We start from the raw sequence: 20,630 nt of genomic DNA, 5'->3' as shown, positions 1-20,630 counted from the left end.
CGCTGCTCCGCAGCCCGTTCGCTCCGCTCCTCGCTCGTTCCTCGCTGCGATGCTCGCTCACTGCTCGACTCCGAACGCAGAAGTGAAACGGGTGTCGCCCTCGGTGAAGTGGCGCATGTCGCCGACGGCGGAGCGGAACTGCAGGGCCCGCTCGATGCCCATGCCGAACGCGAAGCCGGAGTACTCCTCCGGGTCGATGCCGCAGGCGACCAGCACCCGCGGGTTGACCATCCCGCAGCCGCCCCACTCGACCCAGCGCGGGCCGTCCCGGTGCTCGGGGAACCACACGTCGAACTCCGCCGACGGCTCGGTGAACGGGAAGTAGGACGGCCGCCAGCGGGTGACCGCGTCGGCACCGAACAGCGATCGGGCGAGGTGGTCCAGGGTGCCGCGCAGGTGCGCCATGGTCAGCCCGCGGTCGACGGCCAGGCCCTCGACCTGGTGGAAGACCGGCAGGTGGGTCGCGTCGAGCTCGTCGGTCCGGTACACCCGGCCCGGCGCCACGACGTAGATCGGCGGGGTGCGGGAGAGCATGGTGCGCGCCTGCACCGGGCTGGTGTGCGTCCGCAGCACCAGGCCGGAGTCCTCGGGGGCGACGAAGAAGGTGTCCATCATCGTGCGCGCGGGGTGGTCGCGGCCGATGTTGAGCGCGTCGAAGTTCAGCCACTCGGCCTCGAGCTCCGGGCCCTCGGCGACCTCGTAGCCCATCCCGACGAAGATGTCGGCGATCCGGTCGGTGAGCGTGGTCAGCGGGTGCCGGGCGCCGCGGGGCAGCCGGTCCCACGGCAGCGTGACGTCGACCCGCTCCTCGGCGAGCACCCGGGCGTCGCGCTCGGCCTCCAGCTCGGCCCTGCGCGCCTCGAAGGCCTCGGTGACGGCGACCCGGGCGGCGTTGACCCGCTTCCCGGCGTCGGCCCGGGCGGCCGGGGGCAGCGCGCCGAGCTCGCGGCGGGCCAGCAGCACCGGTGCGCGGTCCCCGAGGTGGGCCGGGCGGACGGCGGCCAGCTGCTCGAGGTCCCCGGCGCCGGCGAACGCCTGCCGGGCCTCGGCGACCGCGGCGTCGAGGGCCTCCGGCGAGAGGGCGGCGACCTGCTTGGGGTCGTAGGGGTCGTTGGCGCCAGACACGGGAGGCCATTCTGCCCGGGGCCCGGACGGCGCCGCTGCCGGGTTTCGCCGGGGTGGTCCGCGTCCCTCCCCGCGAGATCTGCACAGTGGCGGCCATCAGCCCGCCGATCACCGCCACTGTGCAGATCTCGCGGGCTGATAGACAGGCCGGCGGCGGCACACAGCGGGTGCGCCGGGGACGGAGGACGGCGTGGCGGTGCTGCTGGCGCTGGCCAGCGCGGTGGTCTACGGCGCGGCCGACTTCTGCGGCGGCCTGGCCGCCCGGCGCGCCACCGCGTTCGCCGTCGTCACCCTCTCCCAGCTCGCCGGGCTCGTCGCCCTGCTGCCCCTGCTGCCCTGGCTGGGCGGCGACCCGACCGGCAGCGACCTCGCCTGGGGTGCCGCGGCCGGCGCGGCGGGCGCCTCCGGGCTGGTCCTCTTCTACCGGGCGCTGGCCGAGGGCGTGATGAGCGTGGTCGCGCCGGTGACCGCGGTGACGGCGGCCGCGCTGCCGGTGGTCGGCGGCCTGGCGCTCGGCGAGCGGATCGGGCCGTGGGGGCTGGCCGGCATCGCGCTGGCGCTGGTCGCCGTCGTCCTGGTGGCGGCCGAGGGCGGACCGGCCTCGCTGCGCACCGCACGGCCGGCGAGCCTGGTGCCCGCGCTGGTCTCCGGCGTCCTGTTCGGCGTGTTCTTCGTGCTGCTCGACCGCACCGGCGAGGCCGCGCAGCTCAGCCCGCTGGTGGCCGCGCGCGTCGTCTCGGCGGGAGCCGTGGTCCTCGCCGCCCGGCTGGCCGCCCGGTCGCTGTCGGTCCCCCGCGGAGCGCTGCCGGTCGTGCTGCTGGCCGGCGTCGGCGACATGACGGCGAACGCGCTCTTCCTGCTCGCCGCCCAGCAGGGGCAGCTGGCGATCACGGGCATCCTCGCCTCGCTCTACCCGGTCAGCACCGTCGTCCTGGCGCAGGTCGTGCTGCGCGAGCGGCTGGCCGCCACCCAGGCGGCCGGGCTGGTCGCGGCCGGCGCGGCCGTCGTCCTCATCGCGCTGCCGGCCTGAGCTCGCCCGATCGGGCGAGGCCACCGCCGTCCCCGCTCAACCCGGGTGACGGCGGTCCGATGGGGGAACGTGACCATCTCCCCCGCGGCCCCGGTGACGACGATCGACGACGTCCTGCGGAACGGCACGGTGCGCAGCGTCTTCCAGCCCATCGTCGAGCTCGACACCGGCCGCGTGGTCGCCTACGAGGCCCTGGCCCGCGGTCCGCAGGGCCCGCTGGAGCGCCCCGACTCCCTCTTCGCCGCCGCCCGGGAGGCCGGCCGCCTCGCCGAGCTGGACGCCGCCTGTCGCAACGCCGCGCTCACCGGCGCGCTCGCGGCGGGCCTGCGGGCGCCGCTGACCCTCTTCGTCAACGTCGAGCCCGAGGTGCTCGACCGGGCGCCGATGGAGGAGCTGCTGGCGATCGCGTCCGCCGCCCCCGGTGGGCTGCGGGTGGTCCTGGAGATCACCGAGCGGGCGCTGGCCACCCGGCCGGCCGAGCTGCTGCGCACCGTCGAGCGGGTCCGCTCGGTCGGCTGGGGCGTCGCGGTGGACGACGTCGGCGTCGAGGCGATGTCGCTGGCCTTCATGCCGCTGCTGCGCCCGGACGTGGTCAAGCTGGACCTGCGGCTGGTGCAGGAGCGCCCCGGTCCGGTGATCGCCGAGATCATGAACGCGGTGAACGCGCACGCCGAGCGCACCGGCTCGGTGGTGCTCGCCGAGGGCATCGAGGACGACACCCACCTGGCCATGGCCCGCGCGCTGGGCGCCACGCTGGGCCAGGGCTGGCACTTCGGCCGCCCCGGCCCCGGCCCGGTCGAGGGGTGCGGTCCACGGATCGCTGGTGCTGCCCTCGCAGCTGCCCGACACCGTCACCGAGGACGCCGACGCATCGCCCTTCGCCTGCCTGCCGATCGACGTCCCGCTGCGGGAGGCCCCCAAGGTGCTGCTCATCGAGCTGTCCAAGCAGCTCGAGCGAGAGGCGCTGCGGCTGGGCGCCACCTGCGTCGTGGCCGCCACCTTCCAGGAGGCCCGGCACTTCACCCCGGCGACGACGCTGCGCTACCGCGACCTGGTGGAGCGCACCGGCTTCGTGTGCGCCCTCGGCGAGGACCTGCCGGTCGAGCCCCTGCCCGGCCTGCGCGGCGCCGCGCTCGACCCGGGGGACCCGGTCCGCGGCGAGTGGGACGTCACCGTGCTCGGCCCGCACTTCTCCGCCGCGCTGCTCGCCCGCGACCTGGGCGACGACGGCCCCGACGCCGCGCGCCGGTTCGCCTACGCCCTGACCTACGACCGCGACACCGTCGTCCGGGCGACCGCGGCGCTCCTGGCCCGGGTCGCCCCGCGCCGGGAGGAGCCGGTGCCGTCCGCGCCGTGTCCGGAGGCGCCCTCCCGGCGGCGCCCGCGGCCGGCCGGTTCGACGTCGGCGTCCTCGTCAGCGCGACCGGCGACACCCTGGTGCACGGCGCGCTGGCGGCCACCCCCAGCGGGGTGTCGATCGTCGACGTCCGGCTGCCCGACCAGCCGCTGGTCTACGTCAACCCCGCCTTCGGGCGGCTGGCCGGGCTGCCGAAGGCTGAGCTGCTGGGCCGCAACTGCCGGTTCCTGCAGACCCCCGACACCGACCCGGCCGCGGTCGCCGCCGTCCGCCGCGCGGTCGACGCCGGCGAGGAGTGCCGGGTGACGGTGCTCAACCGGCGCGGGTCGGAGGGCGCGACCTGGTGGAACGAGCTGCACCTCGCGCCGGTCACCGGCCCCGACGGCACGGCCACCCACTACATCGGCATCCAGGTGGACGTCACCGCCCGCGTGGAGGCCGAGCGGGCGCTGGTGCAGGAGCGCGACCGCACCCGCAACTACCTGGCCCGCATCGAGGAGCTCGCCTACACCGACCCACTCACCGGCCTGCCGAACCGGCGGCTGGCCGAGCAGGTCGACACCGCGATCTGGAACGCCCGGGCCCGCGACGAGGCGGTGGCGCTGCTGTTCGTCGGCCTCAGGGGCTTCACGGCGGTCAACGACCGGTTCGGGCACGCGGCCGGCGACGAGCTGCTGGTCGCGGTCGCCGAGCGGCTGCGCGGCCGGCTGCGCCGCAACGACCTGCTGGCCCGGCTCGGGGGCGACGAGTTCCTCGTGGCGCTGACCGGTCTCCCCGAGGCCACCGCGGCCGCCGAGGCCCGGCGCATCGCCGACGAGCTGGCCGCGGTGGTCGCCTCCCCGGTGCCGCTGCGGGACCAGCAGGTCACCGTGCGGGCGAGCACCGGCGTCAGCGTCTGGCCGGGGGACGGCGCCGACTTCCCGGCGCTGCTGCACTCGGCCGACATGCGGATGTACGCGACGCGGACGGGGACACGGCCGACCGGCTGACCCGGCGTCCCACCGCCCGGGGGGCACGTCGGCCGGGCGGGAGCGCCGGTTGAGTCCGACGTCCCGGCGCGGGACCCTCTGCCCGTCCCGATCCGAGGGGAGGCGTCATGGACGAGGACGCGCCGGTGCGGCTGGTCCGGCCCGGGGAGCGCACCGAGGGACAGCCGACACCCGGGATGCACCGCGAGCAGGCGGTGGACACCGGGAGCATGTGGGCCGGCCACGTCACCACCGAGGCCGGCGCCGTCTCGGGCTGGCACCACCACGGCGAGCACGAGTCGACGATCTACGTCCTGTCCGGCGCGTTGCGGATGGAGTTCGGGGCCGGGGGGCGGGAGGTGCTCGACGCCGGCCCGGGCGACTTCCTCTACGTGCCTCCGCACGCCGTCCACCGCGAGGGCAACCCCACGGACGAGCAGTCGGCCATCGTCGTCGTGCGTGGCGGTAGCGGTCCTGCGGTGGTCAACGTCGACGGTCCCGCCCCGGGCTGAGCCGCTGGTCGCGCTCAGCTCTGGGCGAGCTGGGTGCTGTAGAGGCAGATCGCCGCGGCGGCGGCCAGGTTGAGGCTCTCGGCGCGCCCGCGCATCGGGATGCGCACCCGGGCGTCGGCCAGCGCGGCTAGGTCGCCGGGCACGCCGCGCGCCTCGTTGCCGAACAGCCAGACCACCGGGCCGGCCAGGCGGGCGGTCGCCTCGGGGAGCGTCACCTCTCCCCCGCCGTCGGCGGCGAGCACGGTTGCGCCGGCCGCCTGCAGGCGCGGCAGCAGGTCCGGCAGCGGCGCCCCGCGGACGACGTCGACGTGGAAGATGCTGCCCGCGCTCGCCCGCACCGCCTTGCCGCCGTACGGGTCGGCCGAGCCGGCGCCGAACACGACCGCGCCGGCGCCGCAGGCGTCCGCGGTGCGCAGCACGGTGCCGGCGTTGCCGGGGTCGGCCAGCTCGGCGAGCGCCACGGTGAGCGACGGGGGCTGCGCGGTCAGGACGTCGGCGAGCACGTCCCGCAGCGTGCAGACGGCGACCAGCCCCTGCGGGGTCACCGTCTCCGACAGCGACGCCGCCGCCTTCTCGGTCACCGGCCGCACCGGCACCGGCGAGCCCGCCAGCAGGTCGCGGTGCGCCGCCGCGGCGGACTCGGTGGCGAACACCTCGCGGACCCCGGCCGGGTCGGCCAGCGCCTCGGCGACAGCCTGGCGCCCCTCGGCCAGGAAGAGCCCGGCGGCGTCGCGACCGGGGCGCCGGGTCAGCTTGCGCGCGGCCACCACCCGCGCCGAGCGCTCGGTCAGCGGCTCGGTCACCGTCGTGTCGTCCTCCTCCTGCGGCCAGATCTGCACAGTGGTCGTCATCAGGGGTCCGAAGGCCGCGAGTGTGCAGATCTCGCGCCCGTACACACGACGACGCCGCCGGCGCCGACCCGGAGCGGGCCGGACGCCGGCGGCGTCGCGGGTGCGGTCGACCAGGCTCAGGCGGCCTGACCGCCGGCCGGCGCGGCGGCGACGGCGGCGCGGGCGGTCTCCACCAGCGCGGTGAAGGCGGCCGGCTCGTTGACGGCCAGCTCGGCCAGCACGCGGCGGTCGAGCTCGATGCCGGCGAGCTTGAGGCCCTGCATGAACCGGTTGTAGGTCATGTCGTTCTGGCGGGCCGCGGCGTTGATGCGGGTGATCCACAGCTTGCGGAAGTCACCCTTGCGGACCTTGCGGTCGCGGTACTGGTAGGTCGCCGAGTGGAGGATCTGCTCCTTGGCCTTGCGGTACAGCCGGGACCGCTGGCCCCGGTAGCCGCTGGCCGCCTCGAGGGTCGTCCGGCGCTTCTTCTGGGCGTTGACCGCCCGCTTCACGCGTGCCACGGAAGGGCTCCTTCTCGTCTAGGGGGCGCTCAGAGCCCGAGCAGCTTCTTGAGGTTCTTGGTGTCGGCCGGGGAGATGACCTGGTCCTGGTCGAGCCGGCGCTTGCGACGCGAGGACTTGTGCTCGAACTTGTGCTGGTTGTTGGCCTGCTCGCGCATGAGCTTCCCGCTGCCCGTCACGCGCACGCGCTTCGCAGTGCCCTTGTGCGTCTTCTGCTTCGGCATGTCCTCGGTCCTCGTCGATGTCTGTCGGCGCCGCACGGCAGCACGGAGCTGCCGCACGGCACCGGCCGTCTGGTGGTGCGGTCCTCGGCCCTCCTGCGGGCCCCGCCGCGAGCCTGCGAGCGGCGCGGGGCAGGAGGGTCCTTCCTCAGGCCTGCGGGCCCTGCCCCTCGGCGGCCTTGTCGGCCTTGGCCTGCCGACGGGCGCCGTCGGTCGCGGCCTGGTTCCGGTGCGGGGCGATCACCATGACCATGTTGCGGCCGTCCTGCTTGGGGTTGGACTCCACGACGCCGAGCTCGGAGACGTCCTGGGCCAGCCGCTGCAGCAGCCGGTAGCCCATCTCCGGCCGGGACTGCTCGCGGCCGCGGAACATCACGGTGATCTTGACCTTGTCGCCGCTCCGCAGGAAGCGCTCGACATGGCCCTTCTTGGTCTCGTAGTCGTGCGGGTCGATCTTCAGGCGCAGCCGCATCTCCTTGATGACGGTGAGCGCCTGGTTCCGCCGGGCCTCGCGGGCCTTCTGGGCGGACTCGTACTTGAACTTCCCGTAGTCCATGAGCTTGGCCACCGGAGGCCGGGCCATGGGCGCGACCTCGACGAGGTCCAGCTCGGAGTCCTGGGCCAGGCGCAGCGCCTCGCCGATCGGCACGATGCCGACCTGCTCGCCCTCCGGACCGACCAGGCGGACCTCGGGGACGCGGATACGGTCGTTGATGCGGGGCTCGGTGATGGCCTCTCCTCTGCTGCTGCATGGGGAGGGGCTCGCTCGGTCACCGGACGCCGACAGGAGAGAGGCCCCACGAGCAGCTGCTCGCGGGGCCCACTCGCCGGGGTGCACCGAGCCCGGGGGCTCGTGCACGCCGCGGGCCCGACCGGAGGGCCGGGCGCCGCGATCCGGGACCTGGACGCCTCGACGGCGCCAGGTGGGAGCGGGCTCCTCTTGGTCGAGCGGCCCGGGGCGGGGCCGCTCAGTGGTTCGCGCGCCTCGTGTAGCGGGGAGGCGCGCCCATGCTACAGCGTCGCCGCTGGCTGAGTCATTCCCCCCGGTGCGCTGCGGAACAGCCACCCTCCAGGGCCACGCCGAGCGGGCCAGGGGTGGGGGGAGGGTGGTCCTCCTTCAGTCGTCGTAGAGCAGCGGCGGGGACGGCGGAGGCGGGGGCTGCTGCGCGCGGCTGGCGGCCAGCAGTGCCCGCAGCCCCTCGACCGCCTCGACCGCGCGGTCGCCGTCGGCACCCTGGATCGCCAGCACGGCGAACTCGTCGTCGTTGGTGAGCAGCAGCGTCGCCCAGCGGAACCGGCGGTCGAAGCGGATGGCCTGCACCGCCGTCCAGGGCACCCGGCGCTCGCCGGCCAGGTTGCGCACCCGGACGCCCTCGGCGTCGGCGTCCACCCGCGGCCGGCCGAGGGCCAGCAGGCCCGCGCCGAGCACCAGCCCCAACCCGACCAGGGCGACCTGGTCGGCGACGGTGAACCGGGCCACGCCGGTCGCGTTCTCCTGCAGGGTCACGCCGACGTAGGTCAGGACGGCGGCGACGACGGTGGCGGCCGCGGCGCACAGCAGCCGCCACCGGCGGGGGACGGCGGAGACGGCGGGAGGCACGCCCCCATCCTCCCAGCCCGGCACAGCGAGCCGGTCCCCCGGACCCTGCGGCGTTACGCTGGTCCTCGCGCTGCTCCCCGTCCAGATCCGGCGGGCGAGCGGCCTCCTCCCGGAGATGCCCGTGCACCACGACCACCCCGGACCCGACGACCGGCGCTCCGACCCCGCGCGGGACCTGCCCCTCGCCGACGAGCTGTCGGCGGTCTCCGCCCGCGTGGCCGGGCTGCTGCTGTCCGAGGAGACGGTGGCCACCGCGCTGGGCCTGGTGAGTTCCCTGGCCCTGGACACCGTCCCGGGGGCGGTCGGGGCGGGCATCTCCATCCTCGACGAGCGCAGGCGCCGCAGTTCCGGGTCCACCGACGCCCGCGTCGAGCAGGCCGACGCCCTCCAGTACCAGCTGGACGAGGGGCCGTGCCTGGCCGCGACCGCCGGCCGCCAGCTGGTCCGCGTCGACGACCTGGCCGTGGACCGCCGGTGGCCCCGGTGGGCGGCGGCGGTGGCCCCCCTGGGGCTGCGGGCGGCGATGAGCGCGCCGCTGGTCACCGGCGACGCCGCGATGGGGGCGCTCAAGGTCTACGCGGAACGGCCGGGGACCTTCGACGTCTCCGCCGAGCGGCGGCTGACGCTGGCCGCGGCACAGGCGGCGATCCTCGTGGCCAACGTGCAGACCCGGGAACGCGCCCGGCGGCTCAGCGAGGGGCTGCGGCAGGCCGTCCGCACGCGGGACCTGGTGAGCACCGCCAAGGGGGTCCTCATGGCCCGGGACGGGGTCCCCGAGGACGTCGCGTTCGCCATGCTCGTGGCCCGCTCGGGCGAGGAGGGCGGGTCGCTGGCCGACGCCGCCCGGGCGGTGGTCGACTCCGCCGTCCGCCGGCGCCGGTGACCGCGCGTCCCGGGCCGGCCGGGTCCCAGGACTCCCCCGAGGAGGAGCAGCGCCGTGCGCTGCTGTCGGCCCTCGAGGTCGCCGACCTGACCCTGGACCAGCTCTGGACGCGGTACTTCGCGCTCGGCGGCCACGCGGACCTGTTCGAGGTCGAGGGCCACCTGCAGGGGCTGCTGTCGCTGCAGCCCGGCGAGGTGAACGTGCTCGCCCACGCGGTCAACGAGCGGCTCGACGAGCTGTTCACCCAGCACCGGGTCCCCTACGACCCGCCGGTGCGGCGGGGCCGCCCCAGCGGGCCGTTCGCCGCGCTGCTGCGCCTGGCGGAGACGGCCCACTCCGCTCCCCCGGACCGGCTGCCCGCCCTGGTCGCGGAGGCCGGCGCCGCGATGGGCGTGGAGGTCACCGTCCACGTCGCCGACCACGAGCAGCGGCGGCTGTGGCCGCTGCTCCCGTCGGGCCGGGCGGCCCCCGGCCCGCTGTCCATCGACGCCTCGCTGCCGGGCCGGGCCTTCCAGTCGGTGCGGCCGGTGCCGTCCGAGGCCGACGGGGTGCGCCGGCTCTGGTTGCCCCTCGTGGACGGCGCCGACCGGGTGGGCGTCCTGGAGGTGCGGGTCGGCACGCCGGTGGAGCTCTACGACCCCGGGCTCCGCGAGGAGTGCCGGTGGCTGGCGGAGCTGGTCGGCTCCCTGCTCGTGACGATGGGTCAGTACGGCGACGGGCTGGAGCGGTGCCGCCGCACCCGGTCCCGCACCCCGTCCGCCGAGCTGCTGTGGCAGCTGCTGCCCCCGCTGACGGCCGGCAGCGGGTCGTTCGTGCTGGCCGGGATGCTCGAGCCGGCCTACGAGGCGGGTGGGGACGCCTTCGACTACGCGCTGTCCGAGTCGACCGTGTCTCTCGCCGTCTTCGACGCGATGGGGCACGGCCTGCCCGCCGCCGTCCTCGCCGCCGCTGCGGTGTCGGCCTACCGCAGCGCCCGCCGCGACGGCTGCGACGTCTCCGACCAGGCCCGTTGGATCGACGAGGTGGTGGCGGACGCCTTCCCCGGCAGCTCGTCCGTCACCGGGGTGCTCGCCGAGCTCGACGTCCCCACGGGGCGGCTGCGCTACGTCAACGCCGGGCACCCGGCGCCGCACCTGCTGCGGGACGGGACGGTGGTGGAGGCGCTGACCGGCGGGCGGCGGGTGCCCTTCGGGCTGGGGACCGGCGTCCCCACCGTGGCCGAGGAGTCGCTGCAGCCCGGGGACTGGCTGGCCGCGCACACCGACGGCGTCACCGGGGCCCGGGACGCGTCCGGCGCCGAGTTCGGCGAGGAGCGGCTGGTGGACCTGCTCACCCGCCAGGTCGCCGGCGGCCAGTCCGCGCCGGAGACGGCCCGCCGGCTGGTGCACGCCGTCCTCGAACACCAGGAGGGGCTGCTGCAGGACGACGCCAGCGTGCTGCTGGCGCGGTGGGCGCCCGGGCCGCGCGGACTGTGAGGCGCCCGACCCCCGTCCGACACATCCCCGCAACGGGGGCGACGCACCATGGTCGTGCGCCGTCGACGAGGGGGAACCGTGACCGATGTCCTGCCCGAGGCCCCGCCCGGGACCGAGGCACCGCTGCCGCTGGCCGGGTACACCGTCGCGGTGACCGCGGCCCGGCGCCGGGAGGAGTTCGGGGCGCTGCTGGCCCGCCGCGGCGCCCGGGTGGTCTACGCGCCGGCGATCCGCATCGTCCCGCTGGCCGACGACGCCGAGCTGGTCGCCGCGACCCGTGAGGTGCTGGCGCGGCCGGTCGACCTCGTCGTCGCGACCACCGGCGTGGGCTTCCGCGGGTGGCTGGAGGCCGCCGACGCCTGGGACCTGCCGCTGGTCGAGCACCTGCGCGGGGCCCGGGTGCTCGCCCGCGGCCCCAAGGCGCGCGGCGCGATCCGCGGCGGCGGGCTGGTCGACGCCTGGTCACCGGCGTCGGAGTCCTCGACCGAGGTGCTCGAGCACCTGCTCTCCGGCGCGGAGGGCCCGCTGGAGGGACGCCGGGTCGCCGTCCAGCTGCACGGCGACCCGCTGCCGGACTTCGTCGCGGCGCTGCGGGCGACCGGAGCCGACGTGGTGACCGTGCCGGTGTACCGCTGGGTGCTGCCGGAGGACGTCGAGCCGGTGCGCCGCCTGGTGCGCTCGGTGGTCGCTGGCACTGTCGACGCGGTCACCTTCACCAGCGCCCCCGCGGCCGCGAGCCTGCTCACCGTGGCCGACGAGCTGGGCCTCGGTGCCGAGCTGGTCGCGGCGCTGACCTCCGGCGTCCTGCCGGTGGCGGTGGGCCCGGTGACCGCCGGGCCGCTCGACGCCGCGGGGATCCCGTCGGTGCAGCCCGAGCGCGCCCGGCTCGGCGCCCTGGCCCGCGAGGTGGTGGCGCGGCTGCCCGAGCGCGATCCGGTGCTGCGGGTCGGTGCCCGCGACCTGCAGGTGCGCGGGCATGCCGCCCTGCTCGACGGGCGGGTGGTCGAGCTGGCACCGGGCCCGATGGCGGTGCTGCGCGCGCTGGCCGCGCGGCCGGGAACCGTCGTCGCCAAGACCGACCTGGTCGCGGGGCTGCCCGGCGGCGGGGACGGGCACGCCGTCGAGATGGCCGTCACCCGGCTGCGGGCGGCGCTCGGCCCCGGCGTGGTGGAGACGGTGGTGAAGCGCGGCTACCGGCTGGCGGTCTGAGCGCCGAGATCTGCACAGTGGCGGCCATCGGGCTCGCGATGACCGCCACTGTGCAGATCTGGCGCGGAGCAGCGACGTTCTCACACCCCCGACATGCGGGCCTGCGGGCGCAGGTAGACCGTCCAGGTGACCGCGAGGCAGACCACGTAGAAGGCGATGAACACCAGGTAGGCGGAGTCGCCGGTGCCGGTGGTCAGGAACGACTGGCGGAAGGCCAGGTTGACCAGCACACCGCCGGAGGCGCCGACCGCGCCGGCGATGCCGATGAGCGCGCCGGACATGCGCAGCGCGTGCCGGTCGGCGGCCTCGGAGTCCTCGCCGGCGGCCACCCGCTGCTGGGCCTGGGTGCGGAAGATCGCCGGGATCATCTTGTAGGTCGAGCCGTTGCCCACGCCGCTGAGCACGAACAGCGACACGAAGCCGACGACGAACAGCGGCAGCGACCCCACCTGGCTGGCGGTCCACACGATCGCCGCTCCCCCGGCCATGGCCGCGAAGGTCCAGAGGGTGATCCGGGCGCCGCCGAAGCGGTCGGCCAGCGAGCCGCCGAGCGGGCGGATCAGCGAGCCCAGCAGCGGGCCGAGCCAGGTCAGCGACGCCGCGGCCAGCGGCGTGGCGAAGTCCTCCCCGAACTGGTTCTGCAGCACCTGGCCGAAGGCGAACCCGAAGCCGATGAACGAGCCGAAGGTGCCGATGTAGAGGAACGACATGATCCAGGTGTGCGGCTCGCGGGTGGCCTCGCGCATGGCCCGCGGCTGGTTGCGCGCCGTCGTCAGGTTGTCCATGAGCAGGGCCGCGCCGACCGCGGCGACGACGACCAGCGGGATGTAGACGACCAGGACCACCCGCGGGTGCTCCACGCCGACGGTGGCCAGCACGAGCAGGCCCACCAGCTGCACGACGGGGACGCCGAGGTTGCCGCCGCCGGCGTTGAGGCCGAGCGCCCACCCCTTGAGCCGGTTCGGGTAGAAGGCGTTGATGTTGGCCATGGAGCTGGCGAAGTTGCCGCCGCCGACGCCGGCCAGGCAGCTGACGACCAGCAGCGTCGTGTAGTCGACGCCGGGTTCCAGGACGACGGCGGTGGCGATCGTGGGCACCAGCAGCAGCGCGGCGCTGACGACCGTCCAGTTGCGGCCGCCGAACCGGGCGACGGCGAAGGTGTAGGGCAGCCGGACGAAGGCACCGAGCGCCGTCGGCAGCGTGGTCAGCAGGAACTTCCCGGCCGGGTCGATGCCGTACACCGCCTCGGGCAGGAACAGCACGAGCACCGACCACAGGCTCCAGATCGAGAAGCCGATGTGCTCGGAGAAGACCGAGAAGAAGAGGTTGCGGCGGGCGACCGGTCTGCCCGTGGACTCCCAGAAGGCGGGGTCCTCGGGGCGCCAGTCGTCGATCCAGCGGCCGGGGCGGGTCGCGGCTGCGACCGGCGCGGTCTGCTGTCGGGGGGTGGAGATGGGGGCGGCCATGGGGCAGAACGGTGGCGGCCGGTCGTTCCCCCGCCGTTGCTGCCGGGCAGAGCTCGTGTTCCGTTGTGCTCACCGGCGCACCCCCGCTGTGGTGAGGCCGCGCTGCACCGGCGTGCGCACCGGCCCGGCCAGTGGGGAGGATCGGCGGCGTGACCGTGACCGAGGACCCCGCTGCCGCCGGCCGCGCCCTGTTCGAGGCCGGCGCCGCGGTCGCGGGCACCATGACCCGCACCGCCGCGGTGCTCGTCTACCCGGATCCCGGCGGCCGCGCGGCGGTGCGGCTGGAGGACCGGCTGGCCCGCGTCCTCCGCGCGGCAGCCGACGAGGCGGCGGCCGTCGCCGTCCCCCGGGAGCGGGCCCGCGCCGGCGCCGTCCTGGCCTTCGCCGTCGAGCACGGCGTGACCCTGGCGCACGGCGGGCGCCCGGTGCGCGCCGACGGCTTCTTCACCCCGCGGAGCGGCAGCCGCTCGGCCGCCGACACGGTCACCGAGGCCGTGGTGGCCGCCGCCCGCTGCTCGCACGACGAGCGGCGGGTGCGGCACCTGGGCTACCTGCTCGCCGAGGTGGCCGCGTCCCCCGACCTGGACGCCGCAGTGGTCGACCGGGGGCTCACGCTGGCTGCCGGGCTGACGTGGCGGCAGCTGGTGCTGCTGGCCGGGGTCGGCCGCCGCGACCGGGCACCGCTGCCGATGACCCCGCTGGCCGACGACCCGCGGGGCTGGGCGGCCTGGGGCGCCCGCGAGGACGTCGCCGACCTGCAGCGGACCGGTCTGCTCGACCCGCCGCCGGCGCAACCCCGTCCGGGCGGCGCGGCGCTGCCCCGGCTGCGCCCGGCCGACCTGCGGCTCACCCGCCGCGGCGTGCTGGTGCACCGGCTGCTGGCGCTGGGCTTCGTGCGGGACGACGACGTCGCCGCCGCGCTGGCCGAGCTCGCGCCGCCCGCCTGACCCTGCTCGCGCCGGAGATCGTGACCTGCCCGTGACCTCCGCTGTGGGTCTGCGGCGGGGCCCGGTGCGTGGAGAGAGCAGGAGCCGGCTGAGGAGGCGCGGGTGGGCGACGGGGACCGGGGCTTCGCGGACTTCGTGTCCGCGGAGCAGGCCGCCCTGCTCCGCCTCGCCGTCCTCCTCACCGGCGATCGCGGACACGCGGAGGACCTCGTGCAGACCGCACTGCTGTCGACCTACCGGCACTGGGACCGGGTGAGCCGGTCCGGGACCCCCTCGGCGTACGTGCGCCGGGTCCTGGTCAACGCCCACACCAGCTGGCGGCGCCGGCTGTCGACGACCGAGCAGGTGGTGGAGTCGGTGCCCGACCGGGCCGCCGCACCGGCCGAGGACGGCGACGAGCAGCTGCGGGCGGCCCTGCGCGAGCTGCCGGTGCGGATGCGGACGGCGGTGGTGCTGCGCTACTTCGAGGACCTCTCCGAGCAGCAGACCGCCGCAGCCATGGGCTGCTCGACCAGCACGGTGAACACCCAGACCGCCCGGGGCCTGGCCCGGCTGCGCGCCGCGCTCACCCCGCTGCAGCCGGCCGGTGGTGAGGACCGGTGAGGGACGACGAGCTCCGGGCGCGGCTGGCCGCCCTGGCCGATGCCACCGCACCGCCGCCGCGCGCGGACCTGGCCGCGGTCGTCGAGCGCCGGCACCGGGCGCGCCGCAGGACGCAGCTGCAGCTCGCCGCGGTCGCCGCGGCGGTCGTGGGTGCGGTGGGAGCCGGCCAGCTGCTGCTGCCGGGCGGGCCCGCGGCGGAGCCGGCGACCGCGATCGCCGAGGCGCCGGACGGCGGCACCCTGACGCCGGCCGACGGGTACGGCGGGCCGACCCGGGGCTCGCTCGCCCGCGACGCGGAGTTCGTCGACGAGGTCCTCCGGCTCTCCTGGAGCGACCGCGGGGTCGGCGCGGACGTGCCTCCGCCGGCGGGGTCGGCCGTGCTCTTCGCCGGCGACGTGCCCGGCGGGCGCTGGGCCCTGGTCGCCCGCCCGCTGACCGTGCCGCCGCCGCTGCTGGACGACGACGAGCTCGAGCGTCAGCTGGGCGTGGACTCCGTCGCCCTCGCCTGGTTCGCCGGGCCCCCGGGCGCGGAGCCGGACGAGCTGCGGCTGCGGACCGCCCCCGTCGTCACCCCGGCGGGCGAGCCCACCGCGCTGTGGGACCCCGCGACCGGGACGCTGGCCGTCGTCGCGGAGTCCCCGGCCGCCGTCGCCCGGGTGCTCGACCGGACCGGCAGGCCACTGGCCGAGCTGCCCCTGGCCGACGGGCTCGCCGTGCAGGCCGCACCCGGGGGGGCGGCGACGATCGAGGTCCTGGCCGCGGACGAGACCGTGCTGGCATCGGTCGAGCCGCTCACCGGCCGGGACGGGTGACCGGTCAGGGCCGGCGGCGGGCCCGCAGGACGGTGTCGGCGACCGGCAGCTCGTGCCCGGCGGGGCCGCTCGCCGTCCGCGGGCGGTCCTCGCACACGACGACGTCCCAGCCGTCCGGGTCGAGCGTCGCGGCCACCTGCTGCGCCGAGAAGAACATCTCCGGCAGGCCGGTGTGCAGCTCGCTGGGCCGGTGCCCGACGACGAGCAGGCTGCCGCCCGGGGCGACGGCCGCGGCCAGCCGGGCGAACACCGGGTCGCGGTCCTGCGGCGGCAGGTGGAAGTACTGCGCCGAGACCAGGTCGAAGGCGCCCGCCGGCGGCTCCCACCGCGTGAGGTCGGCGTGCACCCACTCGACCCGCCCGGCGACCCCCGGGTCCAGCCGCCCGGCCGCCGCCGCGGCCCGGGCGAGTGCGACCGTGGAGAAGTCCGCGGCGGTGACCCGCCAGCCGCGGGCGGCCAGCCACAGCGCGTCGCCGCCCTCCCCGCTGCCGGCGTCCAGCGCCCGGCCCGGCGGCAGCCCGGTGGCCTCGGCGACCAGCTGCACGTTGGCCCGGCCGCTCCAGAGCGCGGGCGCGATGCGGTAGCGCTCCTCCCACGAGGCCTCGTCGAACCCGAGCTCGGCGTGCCGGTGTCGTGCGTCGTCGTCCATGCGCGGCAGCCTCTCCCCGAGGACGCCGTCTTGACAAATGACGTTGCCGGACCGGCAAATGACGGGCATGGCGGACGACGGGGCGACGACCGACGACGTGCTCACCGCCGTGGGCCCGCGGCTGCGGGCGCTGCGGCGCCAGCGCGGGGGGACGCTGGCCCAGCTGTCGGAGCAGACCGGCATCTCGGTGAGCACGCTGTCCCGGCTCGAGTCCGGGCAGCGGCGGCCGACCCTGGAGCTGCTGCTGCCGCTGGCCCGCGCCCACCAGGTGCCGCTGGACGAGCTGGTCGGCGCACCGGAGACCGGCGACCCGCGGGTGCACCTGCGGCCGCGCGCCGCCGCGGCGGGCATGACCGTCGTCCCGCTGACCCGGCGTCCGGGCGGCATCCAGGCGTTCAAGATGGTCTACGCGCCGCGCACCCCCGCGGGTGACCCGGAGCTGCAGACGCACGAGGGCTACGACTGGGTGTACGTGCTCGCCGGCCGGCTGCGGTTGCTGCTCGGCGAGCACGACGTCGTCCTCGGCCCCGGGGAGGTCGCCGAGTTCGACACCCGCACCCCGCACTGGATCGGCAACCCGTACGGCGAGCCGGCCGAGGTGCTCGCACTGTTCGGCCCGCAGGGCGAGCGGATGCACGTGCGCGCCCGCCCCCGCCGCTGAGCGCGTCGTCCGGCCGCTGAGGGCGGGACCGCCATGCCGTCGTGCCCGGCTCCGCAGCCGAGCGGCCGGCCCGGCTGGTCGACGGCTACCTGGTCACCCAGCTGCTGCACCTCGCCGTCACGCTGGGGGTGCCCGACGTCCTGGCCGCCGGTCCGCGCAGCGCCCCCAGGGGGCGACGCGGCCGTCCAGCAGGTGCTGCTGGTGTAGCCGTCGCGCCCGGCCGCAGCGCCGAGCCCCAGCCCACCGCACGTCCCCTCCGGGAACCTCAGGCCCTGCTTCCACCTGTGAGCAGGGCCTGAGGTTCGCGGAGGCGGGTGTCGTCCTCCGGAGCCTCCCCTGCTCTGCACCGTGGGCGAGGGGTGAGGCCGCGCCCGATGGATGCCGCGGCCGGTGCCTGAGGGATCCCCGGTCCCTCCTCACACCTCGACGACGATCTCGCCGCCGGACTCGTGCACCGGGTAGCGCCGGATCGGCGCGGCGCCCGAGGTCGAGGTGCCGTCGCTCCACCGGTAGGCGTAGAGGTGCAGCGGGCAGACCAGCACGTCGACGTCGGTCTGCCCGTCGGCGAGCGGCCCGCCGGCGTGCGGGCAGGCGGCCTGCGTGGCGTGCAGCGAGCCGTCCCGCAGCCGGAAGACCGCCACCTGCACGCCGCCGGCGACGAAGGCCCGCCCCTCCCCCGGCGGCACGTCCTCCACCCGCCCGACCACGTGCGACGTCGTCGTCCGCAGCTCCTCGGTGAGGCTCATCGGACCGGCACCTCCGGCAGCGCGACCAGCGGCAGCGCGGTGCGGAACTGGCCCGGGGTGGCCGGTTCCTTGCCGTCCTGACCCCAGGGGTCGGTGTAGGCGTCGACCGACCGCTGCATGTTCGCGTCCAGCTGCGCCACGATCCCCTCGCTGTCCTCCAGCAGCACCGACCGGATCTTCTCCAGGCCGATCCGCGGGACGAAGTCGTAGGTGCGCTCCAGCCAGTTGGCGTTCTCCCGGTAGTACTGGAGGAACCGGCCGGTGAGCCGGAGCACCGCCTGCGGGGAGTCGACGGTGGCCAGCAGGTCGCCCTTGCGGACGGTGGCCCCGGCGGCCCCGCCGACGTAGACCTCCCACTTCCCGTTGCCGACGGCCACGACGCCGACGTCCTTGACGTAGGCCTCGGCGCAGTTCCGGGGGCAGCCGACGACGGCGAGCTTCATCTTCGCCGGGCTCTCGATGCCCTGGAACCGGGTCTCCAGGTCGATGCCGAGCTGGGTGGAGTCACCGAGGCCGAACCGGCAGAAGTCGCTGCCCACGCAGGTCTTCACGGTGCGGAAGCTCTTGCCGTAGGCGTAGCCGGACGGCATGCCCAGGTCGTCCCACACCGCCGGCAGGTCCTCCTTGCGGACCCCGAGCAGGTCGATCCGCTGCCCGCCGGTCACCTTGACCATCGGGACCTCGTACTTCTCGGCCACCTCCGCGATCCGGCGCAGCTGGGCCGGGGTGGTGACGCCGCCCTTCATCTGCGGGACGACGGAGAAGGTGCCGTCGCGCTGGATGTTGGCGTGCACCCGGTCGTTGATGAACTCGCCGTCCTTCTCCGGGACGAAGTCCACGCCCCAGAGCATCTTGAGCAGGGAGGTCAGCCCCATCTTCGACTTCGCGTCCTCCTTGCCACCCGGAGCGAGCGCGGCGAAGACGGCGGAGACGCTGCGCAGGTCCTGCTCGCGGATGGCGGCCATCAGCTCGGGCTTGGCCATCGGGATGCCCGGCACGTAGTAGGAGGCGGCCGGGTCCTCGGTGAGGTCGCCGTCGGCGGCCCACTCGACGATCTGCTTCACCAGCGACTTGCAGGAGCCGCAGCCCTTGCCGGCGCGGGTGGCGTCCATGACCGCGCCGACGCTGCCGCAGCCGCCGGCGACGGCACCGCAGATGTCGCCCTTGGAGACCCCGTTGCAGTTGCAGACCTGCGAGTCGGCCGGCATCTCGGCGACGCCCACCTCCTCCGCGCCGTCGGAGAGGTCGACCAGCAGCCGGATCCGCTCCTCCGGCAGCGGCGCGCCGCGGTCGAAGGCCTGGGTCAGGTAGGCGACCTTGCGGGTGTCGCCGAGCAGCGTGGCGCCGATCAGCACGTCGTCGCGGATGACCACCGACAGGTGCACCCCGCGCTTCGGCTCGGAGATGACCAGGAACTCGTCGTCGTCCCGCTCGGGGGTGGTGACCCCCATGGTGGCGACGTCGACGCCGGCGACCTTGAGCTTGGTCGCCGTCCGGCTGCCGTGGTACTCGGCGTCCGGGTCGGTGCCGGTCAGGACGTCGGCCAGCACCTTGGCGTGCTCCCACGCCGGTGCCACGAGGCCGTAGACCGAGCCGCGGTGCTGGGCGCACTCGCCGATGGCGTAGACGTCGGGGTCGTCGGTGCGCAGCTGGTCGTCGACGACGATCCCGCGCTCGACCTCCAGCCCGGACCGGACGGCGATGTCGCTGTTGGGCCGCACGCCGGCGGCGACGACGAGCAGGTCGGCGTCCAGCCGGCGGCCGTCCTTCAGCACCACGCCCTCGACGTGCTCGGTGCCGAGCACCTCGGTGGCCAGGACGTCGCAGTGCACCCTGATGCCCAGCGACTCGACGCTCCTCTTGAGGATGGCGCCGGCCTCGGCGTCGAGCTGCATGTTCATCAGGTGCGGCATGGCGTGCACCAGGTCGACCTGCAGGCCGTGCCCCTGCAGCGCGCGGGCCGCCTCGAGGCCGAGCAGACCGCCGCCCATGACGACCGCCTTCCGGCAGCGGCCGGTGGCCTCGAGCATGGCGCGGGTCTCGTCGATGGTCCGGAAGCCGTACACCCCGGGCAGGAGCTCGCCGTCGTCGCGGCGGACCCCGGCCATCGGCGGGATGAACGAGTAGCTGCCGGTGGCCAGCACCAGGTGGTCGTAGGGGACGACGCTGCCGTCGTCGGCGTGCACCTGCTTGGCCGCGGTGTCGATGCGGGACGCCCGGACGCCGGCCCGCAGGTGCACGCCGTTGTCGGCGTACCAGTCGTGGCTGTTGAGGACGATGTCGTCCTCGTGCGACTCCCCGGCCAGCACCGGCGAGAGCATGATCCGGTTGTAGTTGCCGTGCGGCTCGTCGCCGAGGACGGTGATCCGGAACTGCTCGCCGCCGCCGCGCTCGAGCACCTCCTCGACCAGCCGGGCGCCGGCCATCCCGTTGCCGACCACCACCAGCCGGCTCCGCGTGTCGGCGGCGTCGTCGTCCAGGCGCAGCGAGGTGAGGCCGGCGGGCCGACCACCCAGGATCGCCGTCATCAGACCTCCACCAGCCCGAGATCGACGACCAGCTCGCCGGTCACGCCGATCGGCGCGGCGGCCTGCAGCTCGACCACCGTGCCGCCGGGGAGGTCCTCGACGACCCGGAGCGGCACGTGCACGTCGCCCTTGGCACCGATCGGGAACCAGCGCATCGGCACCCCGTCGCGCGCCAGCAGCACGTAGACCAGGTGGTCGGTGGAGTTGCCGCCGCGGAAGTACAGGGCCTGCGCGGTGGCGCCGCCGGGCACCGTGTAGCGCAGCGCGGGGTCGACCGGGCCCGGCTTGTCCAGGCCCTCCCCGGTGATCGGGTACACGCCTTGCAGGAACCGTGGGGTGCTCTTCACGCGGGAGGTCCTCCTCGGGATCGGGTCCACGGAGGTGGGGGGGGGGGGGGGGGGGGGGGGGGGGGGGGGGGGGGGGGGGGGGGGGGGGGGGGGGGGGGGGGGGGGGGGGGGGGGGGGGGGGGGGGGGGGGGGGGGGGGGG

21 protein-coding genes and 2 pseudogenes are annotated in these 20,630 nt (G+C 76.0%); 12 read left to right on the top strand and 11 right to left on the bottom strand.

Annotated elements, in window-relative coordinates:
• Positions 1–57: 57 nt before the first annotated feature.
• Positions 58–1,125 carry a phenylalanine--tRNA ligase subunit alpha gene (locus ACI78Z_RS21160; RefSeq protein ID WP_457038498.1) on the bottom strand — a complete coding sequence of 356 codons (1,068 nt, stop codon included), beginning with the start codon at positions 1,123–1,125 and terminating at the stop codon, positions 58–60.
• A 190-nt stretch (positions 1,126–1,315) separates the two neighbouring features.
• Between ACI78Z_RS21160 and ACI78Z_RS21155 the strand changes: the two genes are divergently transcribed.
• The 5 genes and pseudogenes from ACI78Z_RS21155 to ACI78Z_RS21135 all read left to right on the top strand — a co-directional run bounded on the left by ACI78Z_RS21155 (position 1,316) and on the right by ACI78Z_RS21135 (position 4,992).
• Positions 1,316–2,155 (top strand): EamA family transporter, encoded by an 840-nt coding sequence (locus ACI78Z_RS21155; protein ID WP_457038497.1) that lies wholly within the window; start codon positions 1,316–1,318, stop codon positions 2,153–2,155.
• Positions 2,156–2,200: 45 nt separating this feature from the next.
• A pseudogene (locus ACI78Z_RS21150) lies at positions 2,201–2,878 on the top strand (EAL domain-containing protein); the annotation flags it as partial.
• A 100-nt stretch (positions 2,879–2,978) separates the two neighbouring features.
• Positions 2,979–3,311, top strand: a pseudogene (locus tag ACI78Z_RS21145) (diguanylate cyclase domain-containing protein); the annotation flags it as partial.
• Between the two features lie 314 nt (positions 3,312–3,625).
• Complete coding sequence (locus ACI78Z_RS21140) at positions 3,626–4,501, top strand: diguanylate cyclase domain-containing protein (RefSeq protein WP_457038507.1); 876 nt, start codon at positions 3,626–3,628, stop codon at positions 4,499–4,501.
• A 107-nt stretch (positions 4,502–4,608) separates the two neighbouring features.
• Positions 4,609–4,992 (top strand): cupin domain-containing protein, encoded by a 384-nt coding sequence (locus tag ACI78Z_RS21135; RefSeq protein ID WP_457038496.1) that lies wholly within the window; start codon positions 4,609–4,611, stop codon positions 4,990–4,992.
• A 14-nt stretch (positions 4,993–5,006) separates the two neighbouring features.
• On the opposite strand, the gene ACI78Z_RS21130 is transcribed toward ACI78Z_RS21135, so the two are convergent.
• The 5 genes from ACI78Z_RS21130 to ACI78Z_RS21110 all read right to left on the bottom strand — a co-directional run bounded on the left by ACI78Z_RS21130 (position 5,007) and on the right by ACI78Z_RS21110 (position 8,164).
• Positions 5,007–5,843 (bottom strand): TrmH family RNA methyltransferase, encoded by an 837-nt coding sequence (locus ACI78Z_RS21130; RefSeq protein ID WP_457038495.1) that lies wholly within the window; start codon positions 5,841–5,843, stop codon positions 5,007–5,009.
• 116 nt (positions 5,844–5,959) lie between these two features.
• On the bottom strand, positions 5,960–6,343 hold the full coding sequence (gene rplT, locus ACI78Z_RS21125; protein WP_457038494.1) for a 50S ribosomal protein L20: 384 nt from the start codon (positions 6,341–6,343) through the stop codon (positions 5,960–5,962).
• 29 nt (positions 6,344–6,372) lie between these two features.
• Positions 6,373–6,567 (bottom strand): 50S ribosomal protein L35, encoded by a 195-nt coding sequence (rpmI, locus tag ACI78Z_RS21120; RefSeq protein ID WP_457038493.1) that lies wholly within the window; start codon positions 6,565–6,567, stop codon positions 6,373–6,375.
• A 145-nt stretch (positions 6,568–6,712) separates the two neighbouring features.
• A complete protein-coding gene (gene infC, locus ACI78Z_RS21115) occupies positions 6,713–7,279 on the bottom strand; it encodes a translation initiation factor IF-3 (RefSeq protein ID WP_457038506.1) in 567 nt (188 codons plus the stop codon).
• A gap of 402 nt (positions 7,280–7,681) precedes the next feature.
• Entirely contained in the window at positions 7,682–8,164 is a 483-nt protein-coding gene (locus ACI78Z_RS21110; RefSeq protein WP_457038492.1) for a PH domain-containing protein, read from the bottom strand.
• Between the two features lie 121 nt (positions 8,165–8,285).
• On the opposite strand from ACI78Z_RS21110, the gene ACI78Z_RS21105 reads away from it, so the two are divergent.
• The 3 genes from ACI78Z_RS21105 (at position 8,286) to ACI78Z_RS21095 (ending at position 11,731) form a co-directional block, all read left to right on the top strand.
• A complete protein-coding gene (locus tag ACI78Z_RS21105; RefSeq protein ID WP_457038491.1) occupies positions 8,286–9,047 on the top strand; it encodes a GAF and ANTAR domain-containing protein in 762 nt (253 codons plus the stop codon).
• Positions 9,044–10,522 (top strand): PP2C family protein-serine/threonine phosphatase, encoded by a 1,479-nt coding sequence (locus tag ACI78Z_RS21100; RefSeq protein ID WP_457038490.1) that lies wholly within the window; start codon positions 9,044–9,046, stop codon positions 10,520–10,522. The genes ACI78Z_RS21105 and ACI78Z_RS21100 overlap by 4 nt, the downstream gene beginning before the upstream one ends.
• 78 nt (positions 10,523–10,600) lie before the next feature.
• Positions 10,601–11,731: a uroporphyrinogen-III synthase gene (locus ACI78Z_RS21095; RefSeq protein ID WP_457038489.1), complete on the top strand. Its 1,131-nt coding sequence runs from the start codon at positions 10,601–10,603 to the stop codon at positions 11,729–11,731.
• A gap of 80 nt (positions 11,732–11,811) precedes the next feature.
• Here the strand turns inward: ACI78Z_RS21095 and ACI78Z_RS21090 are convergent, their stop codons facing one another.
• Positions 11,812–13,197: a nitrate/nitrite transporter gene (locus ACI78Z_RS21090; RefSeq protein ID WP_457038488.1), complete on the bottom strand. Its 1,386-nt coding sequence runs from the start codon at positions 13,195–13,197 to the stop codon at positions 11,812–11,814.
• Positions 13,198–13,346: 149 nt separating this feature from the next.
• Between ACI78Z_RS21090 and ACI78Z_RS21085 the strand changes: the two genes are divergently transcribed.
• The 3 genes from ACI78Z_RS21085 to ACI78Z_RS21075 all read left to right on the top strand — a co-directional run bounded on the left by ACI78Z_RS21085 (position 13,347) and on the right by ACI78Z_RS21075 (position 15,559).
• Complete coding sequence (locus ACI78Z_RS21085; protein ID WP_457038487.1) at positions 13,347–14,144, top strand: hypothetical protein; 798 nt, start codon at positions 13,347–13,349, stop codon at positions 14,142–14,144.
• A gap of 102 nt (positions 14,145–14,246) precedes the next feature.
• Complete coding sequence (locus ACI78Z_RS21080) at positions 14,247–14,747, top strand: SigE family RNA polymerase sigma factor (RefSeq protein ID WP_457038486.1); 501 nt, start codon at positions 14,247–14,249, stop codon at positions 14,745–14,747.
• Positions 14,744–15,559 carry a hypothetical protein gene (locus tag ACI78Z_RS21075; RefSeq protein ID WP_457038485.1) on the top strand — a complete coding sequence of 272 codons (816 nt, stop codon included), beginning with the start codon at positions 14,744–14,746 and terminating at the stop codon, positions 15,557–15,559. The genes ACI78Z_RS21080 and ACI78Z_RS21075 overlap by 4 nt, the downstream gene beginning before the upstream one ends.
• A gap of 4 nt (positions 15,560–15,563) precedes the next feature.
• Here ACI78Z_RS21075 and ACI78Z_RS21070 read toward each other — a convergent pair whose 3' ends face one another.
• On the bottom strand, positions 15,564–16,208 hold the full coding sequence (locus tag ACI78Z_RS21070; RefSeq protein WP_457038484.1) for a class I SAM-dependent methyltransferase: 645 nt from the start codon (positions 16,206–16,208) through the stop codon (positions 15,564–15,566).
• Positions 16,209–16,266: 58 nt separating this feature from the next.
• Here ACI78Z_RS21070 and ACI78Z_RS21065 point away from each other — a divergent pair, with 58 nt between their 5' ends.
• Entirely contained in the window at positions 16,267–16,869 is a 603-nt protein-coding gene (locus ACI78Z_RS21065; RefSeq protein ID WP_457038483.1) for a helix-turn-helix domain-containing protein, read from the top strand.
• A gap of 416 nt (positions 16,870–17,285) precedes the next feature.
• On the opposite strand, the gene ACI78Z_RS21060 is transcribed toward ACI78Z_RS21065, so the two are convergent.
• The 3 genes from ACI78Z_RS21060 to ACI78Z_RS21050 are packed head-to-tail and all read right to left on the bottom strand — an operon-like array spanning position 17,286 to position 20,490.
• Positions 17,286–17,615 (bottom strand): Rieske (2Fe-2S) protein, encoded by a 330-nt coding sequence (locus ACI78Z_RS21060; protein WP_457038482.1) that lies wholly within the window; start codon positions 17,613–17,615, stop codon positions 17,286–17,288.
• Positions 17,612–20,143 carry a nitrite reductase large subunit NirB gene (gene nirB, locus ACI78Z_RS21055; RefSeq protein ID WP_457038481.1) on the bottom strand — a complete coding sequence of 844 codons (2,532 nt, stop codon included), beginning with the start codon at positions 20,141–20,143 and terminating at the stop codon, positions 17,612–17,614. Before nirB ends, ACI78Z_RS21060 begins: the two co-directional genes overlap by 4 nt.
• Complete coding sequence (locus ACI78Z_RS21050; RefSeq protein ID WP_457038480.1) at positions 20,143–20,490, bottom strand: hypothetical protein; 348 nt, start codon at positions 20,488–20,490, stop codon at positions 20,143–20,145. Before ACI78Z_RS21050 ends, nirB begins: the two co-directional genes overlap by 1 nt.
• Positions 20,491–20,630 lie beyond the last annotated feature (140 nt).

This window comes from Geodermatophilus sp. SYSU D01176 (assembly GCF_054050015.1).
The sequence above is the reverse complement of the archived record's forward strand: the minus strand, read 5'-3'. Positions and strand labels throughout refer to the sequence as shown.

Excerpts from the sequence above, each read along its gene's own strand:
- ACI78Z_RS21135 (WP_457038496.1), top strand. The coding sequence starts at position 4,609 with ATGGACGAGGACGCGCCGGTGCGGCTGGTCCGGCCCGGGGAGCGCACC.
- ACI78Z_RS21130 (WP_457038495.1), bottom strand. The coding sequence starts at position 5,843 with ATGACGACCACTGTGCAGATCTGGCCGCAGGAGGAGGACGACACGACG.
- rpmI (WP_457038493.1), bottom strand. The coding sequence starts at position 6,567 with ATGCCGAAGCAGAAGACGCACAAGGGCACTGCGAAGCGCGTGCGCGTG.
- ACI78Z_RS21090 (WP_457038488.1), bottom strand. The coding sequence starts at position 13,197 with ATGGCCGCCCCCATCTCCACCCCCCGACAGCAGACCGCGCCGGTCGCA.
- ACI78Z_RS21070 (WP_457038484.1), bottom strand. The coding sequence starts at position 16,208 with ATGGACGACGACGCACGACACCGGCACGCCGAGCTCGGGTTCGACGAG.
- ACI78Z_RS21065 (WP_457038483.1), top strand. The coding sequence starts at position 16,267 with ATGACGGGCATGGCGGACGACGGGGCGACGACCGACGACGTGCTCACC.
- ACI78Z_RS21060 (WP_457038482.1), bottom strand. The coding sequence starts at position 17,615 with ATGAGCCTCACCGAGGAGCTGCGGACGACGACGTCGCACGTGGTCGGG.
- nirB (WP_457038481.1), bottom strand. The coding sequence starts at position 20,143 with ATGACGGCGATCCTGGGTGGTCGGCCCGCCGGCCTCACCTCGCTGCGC.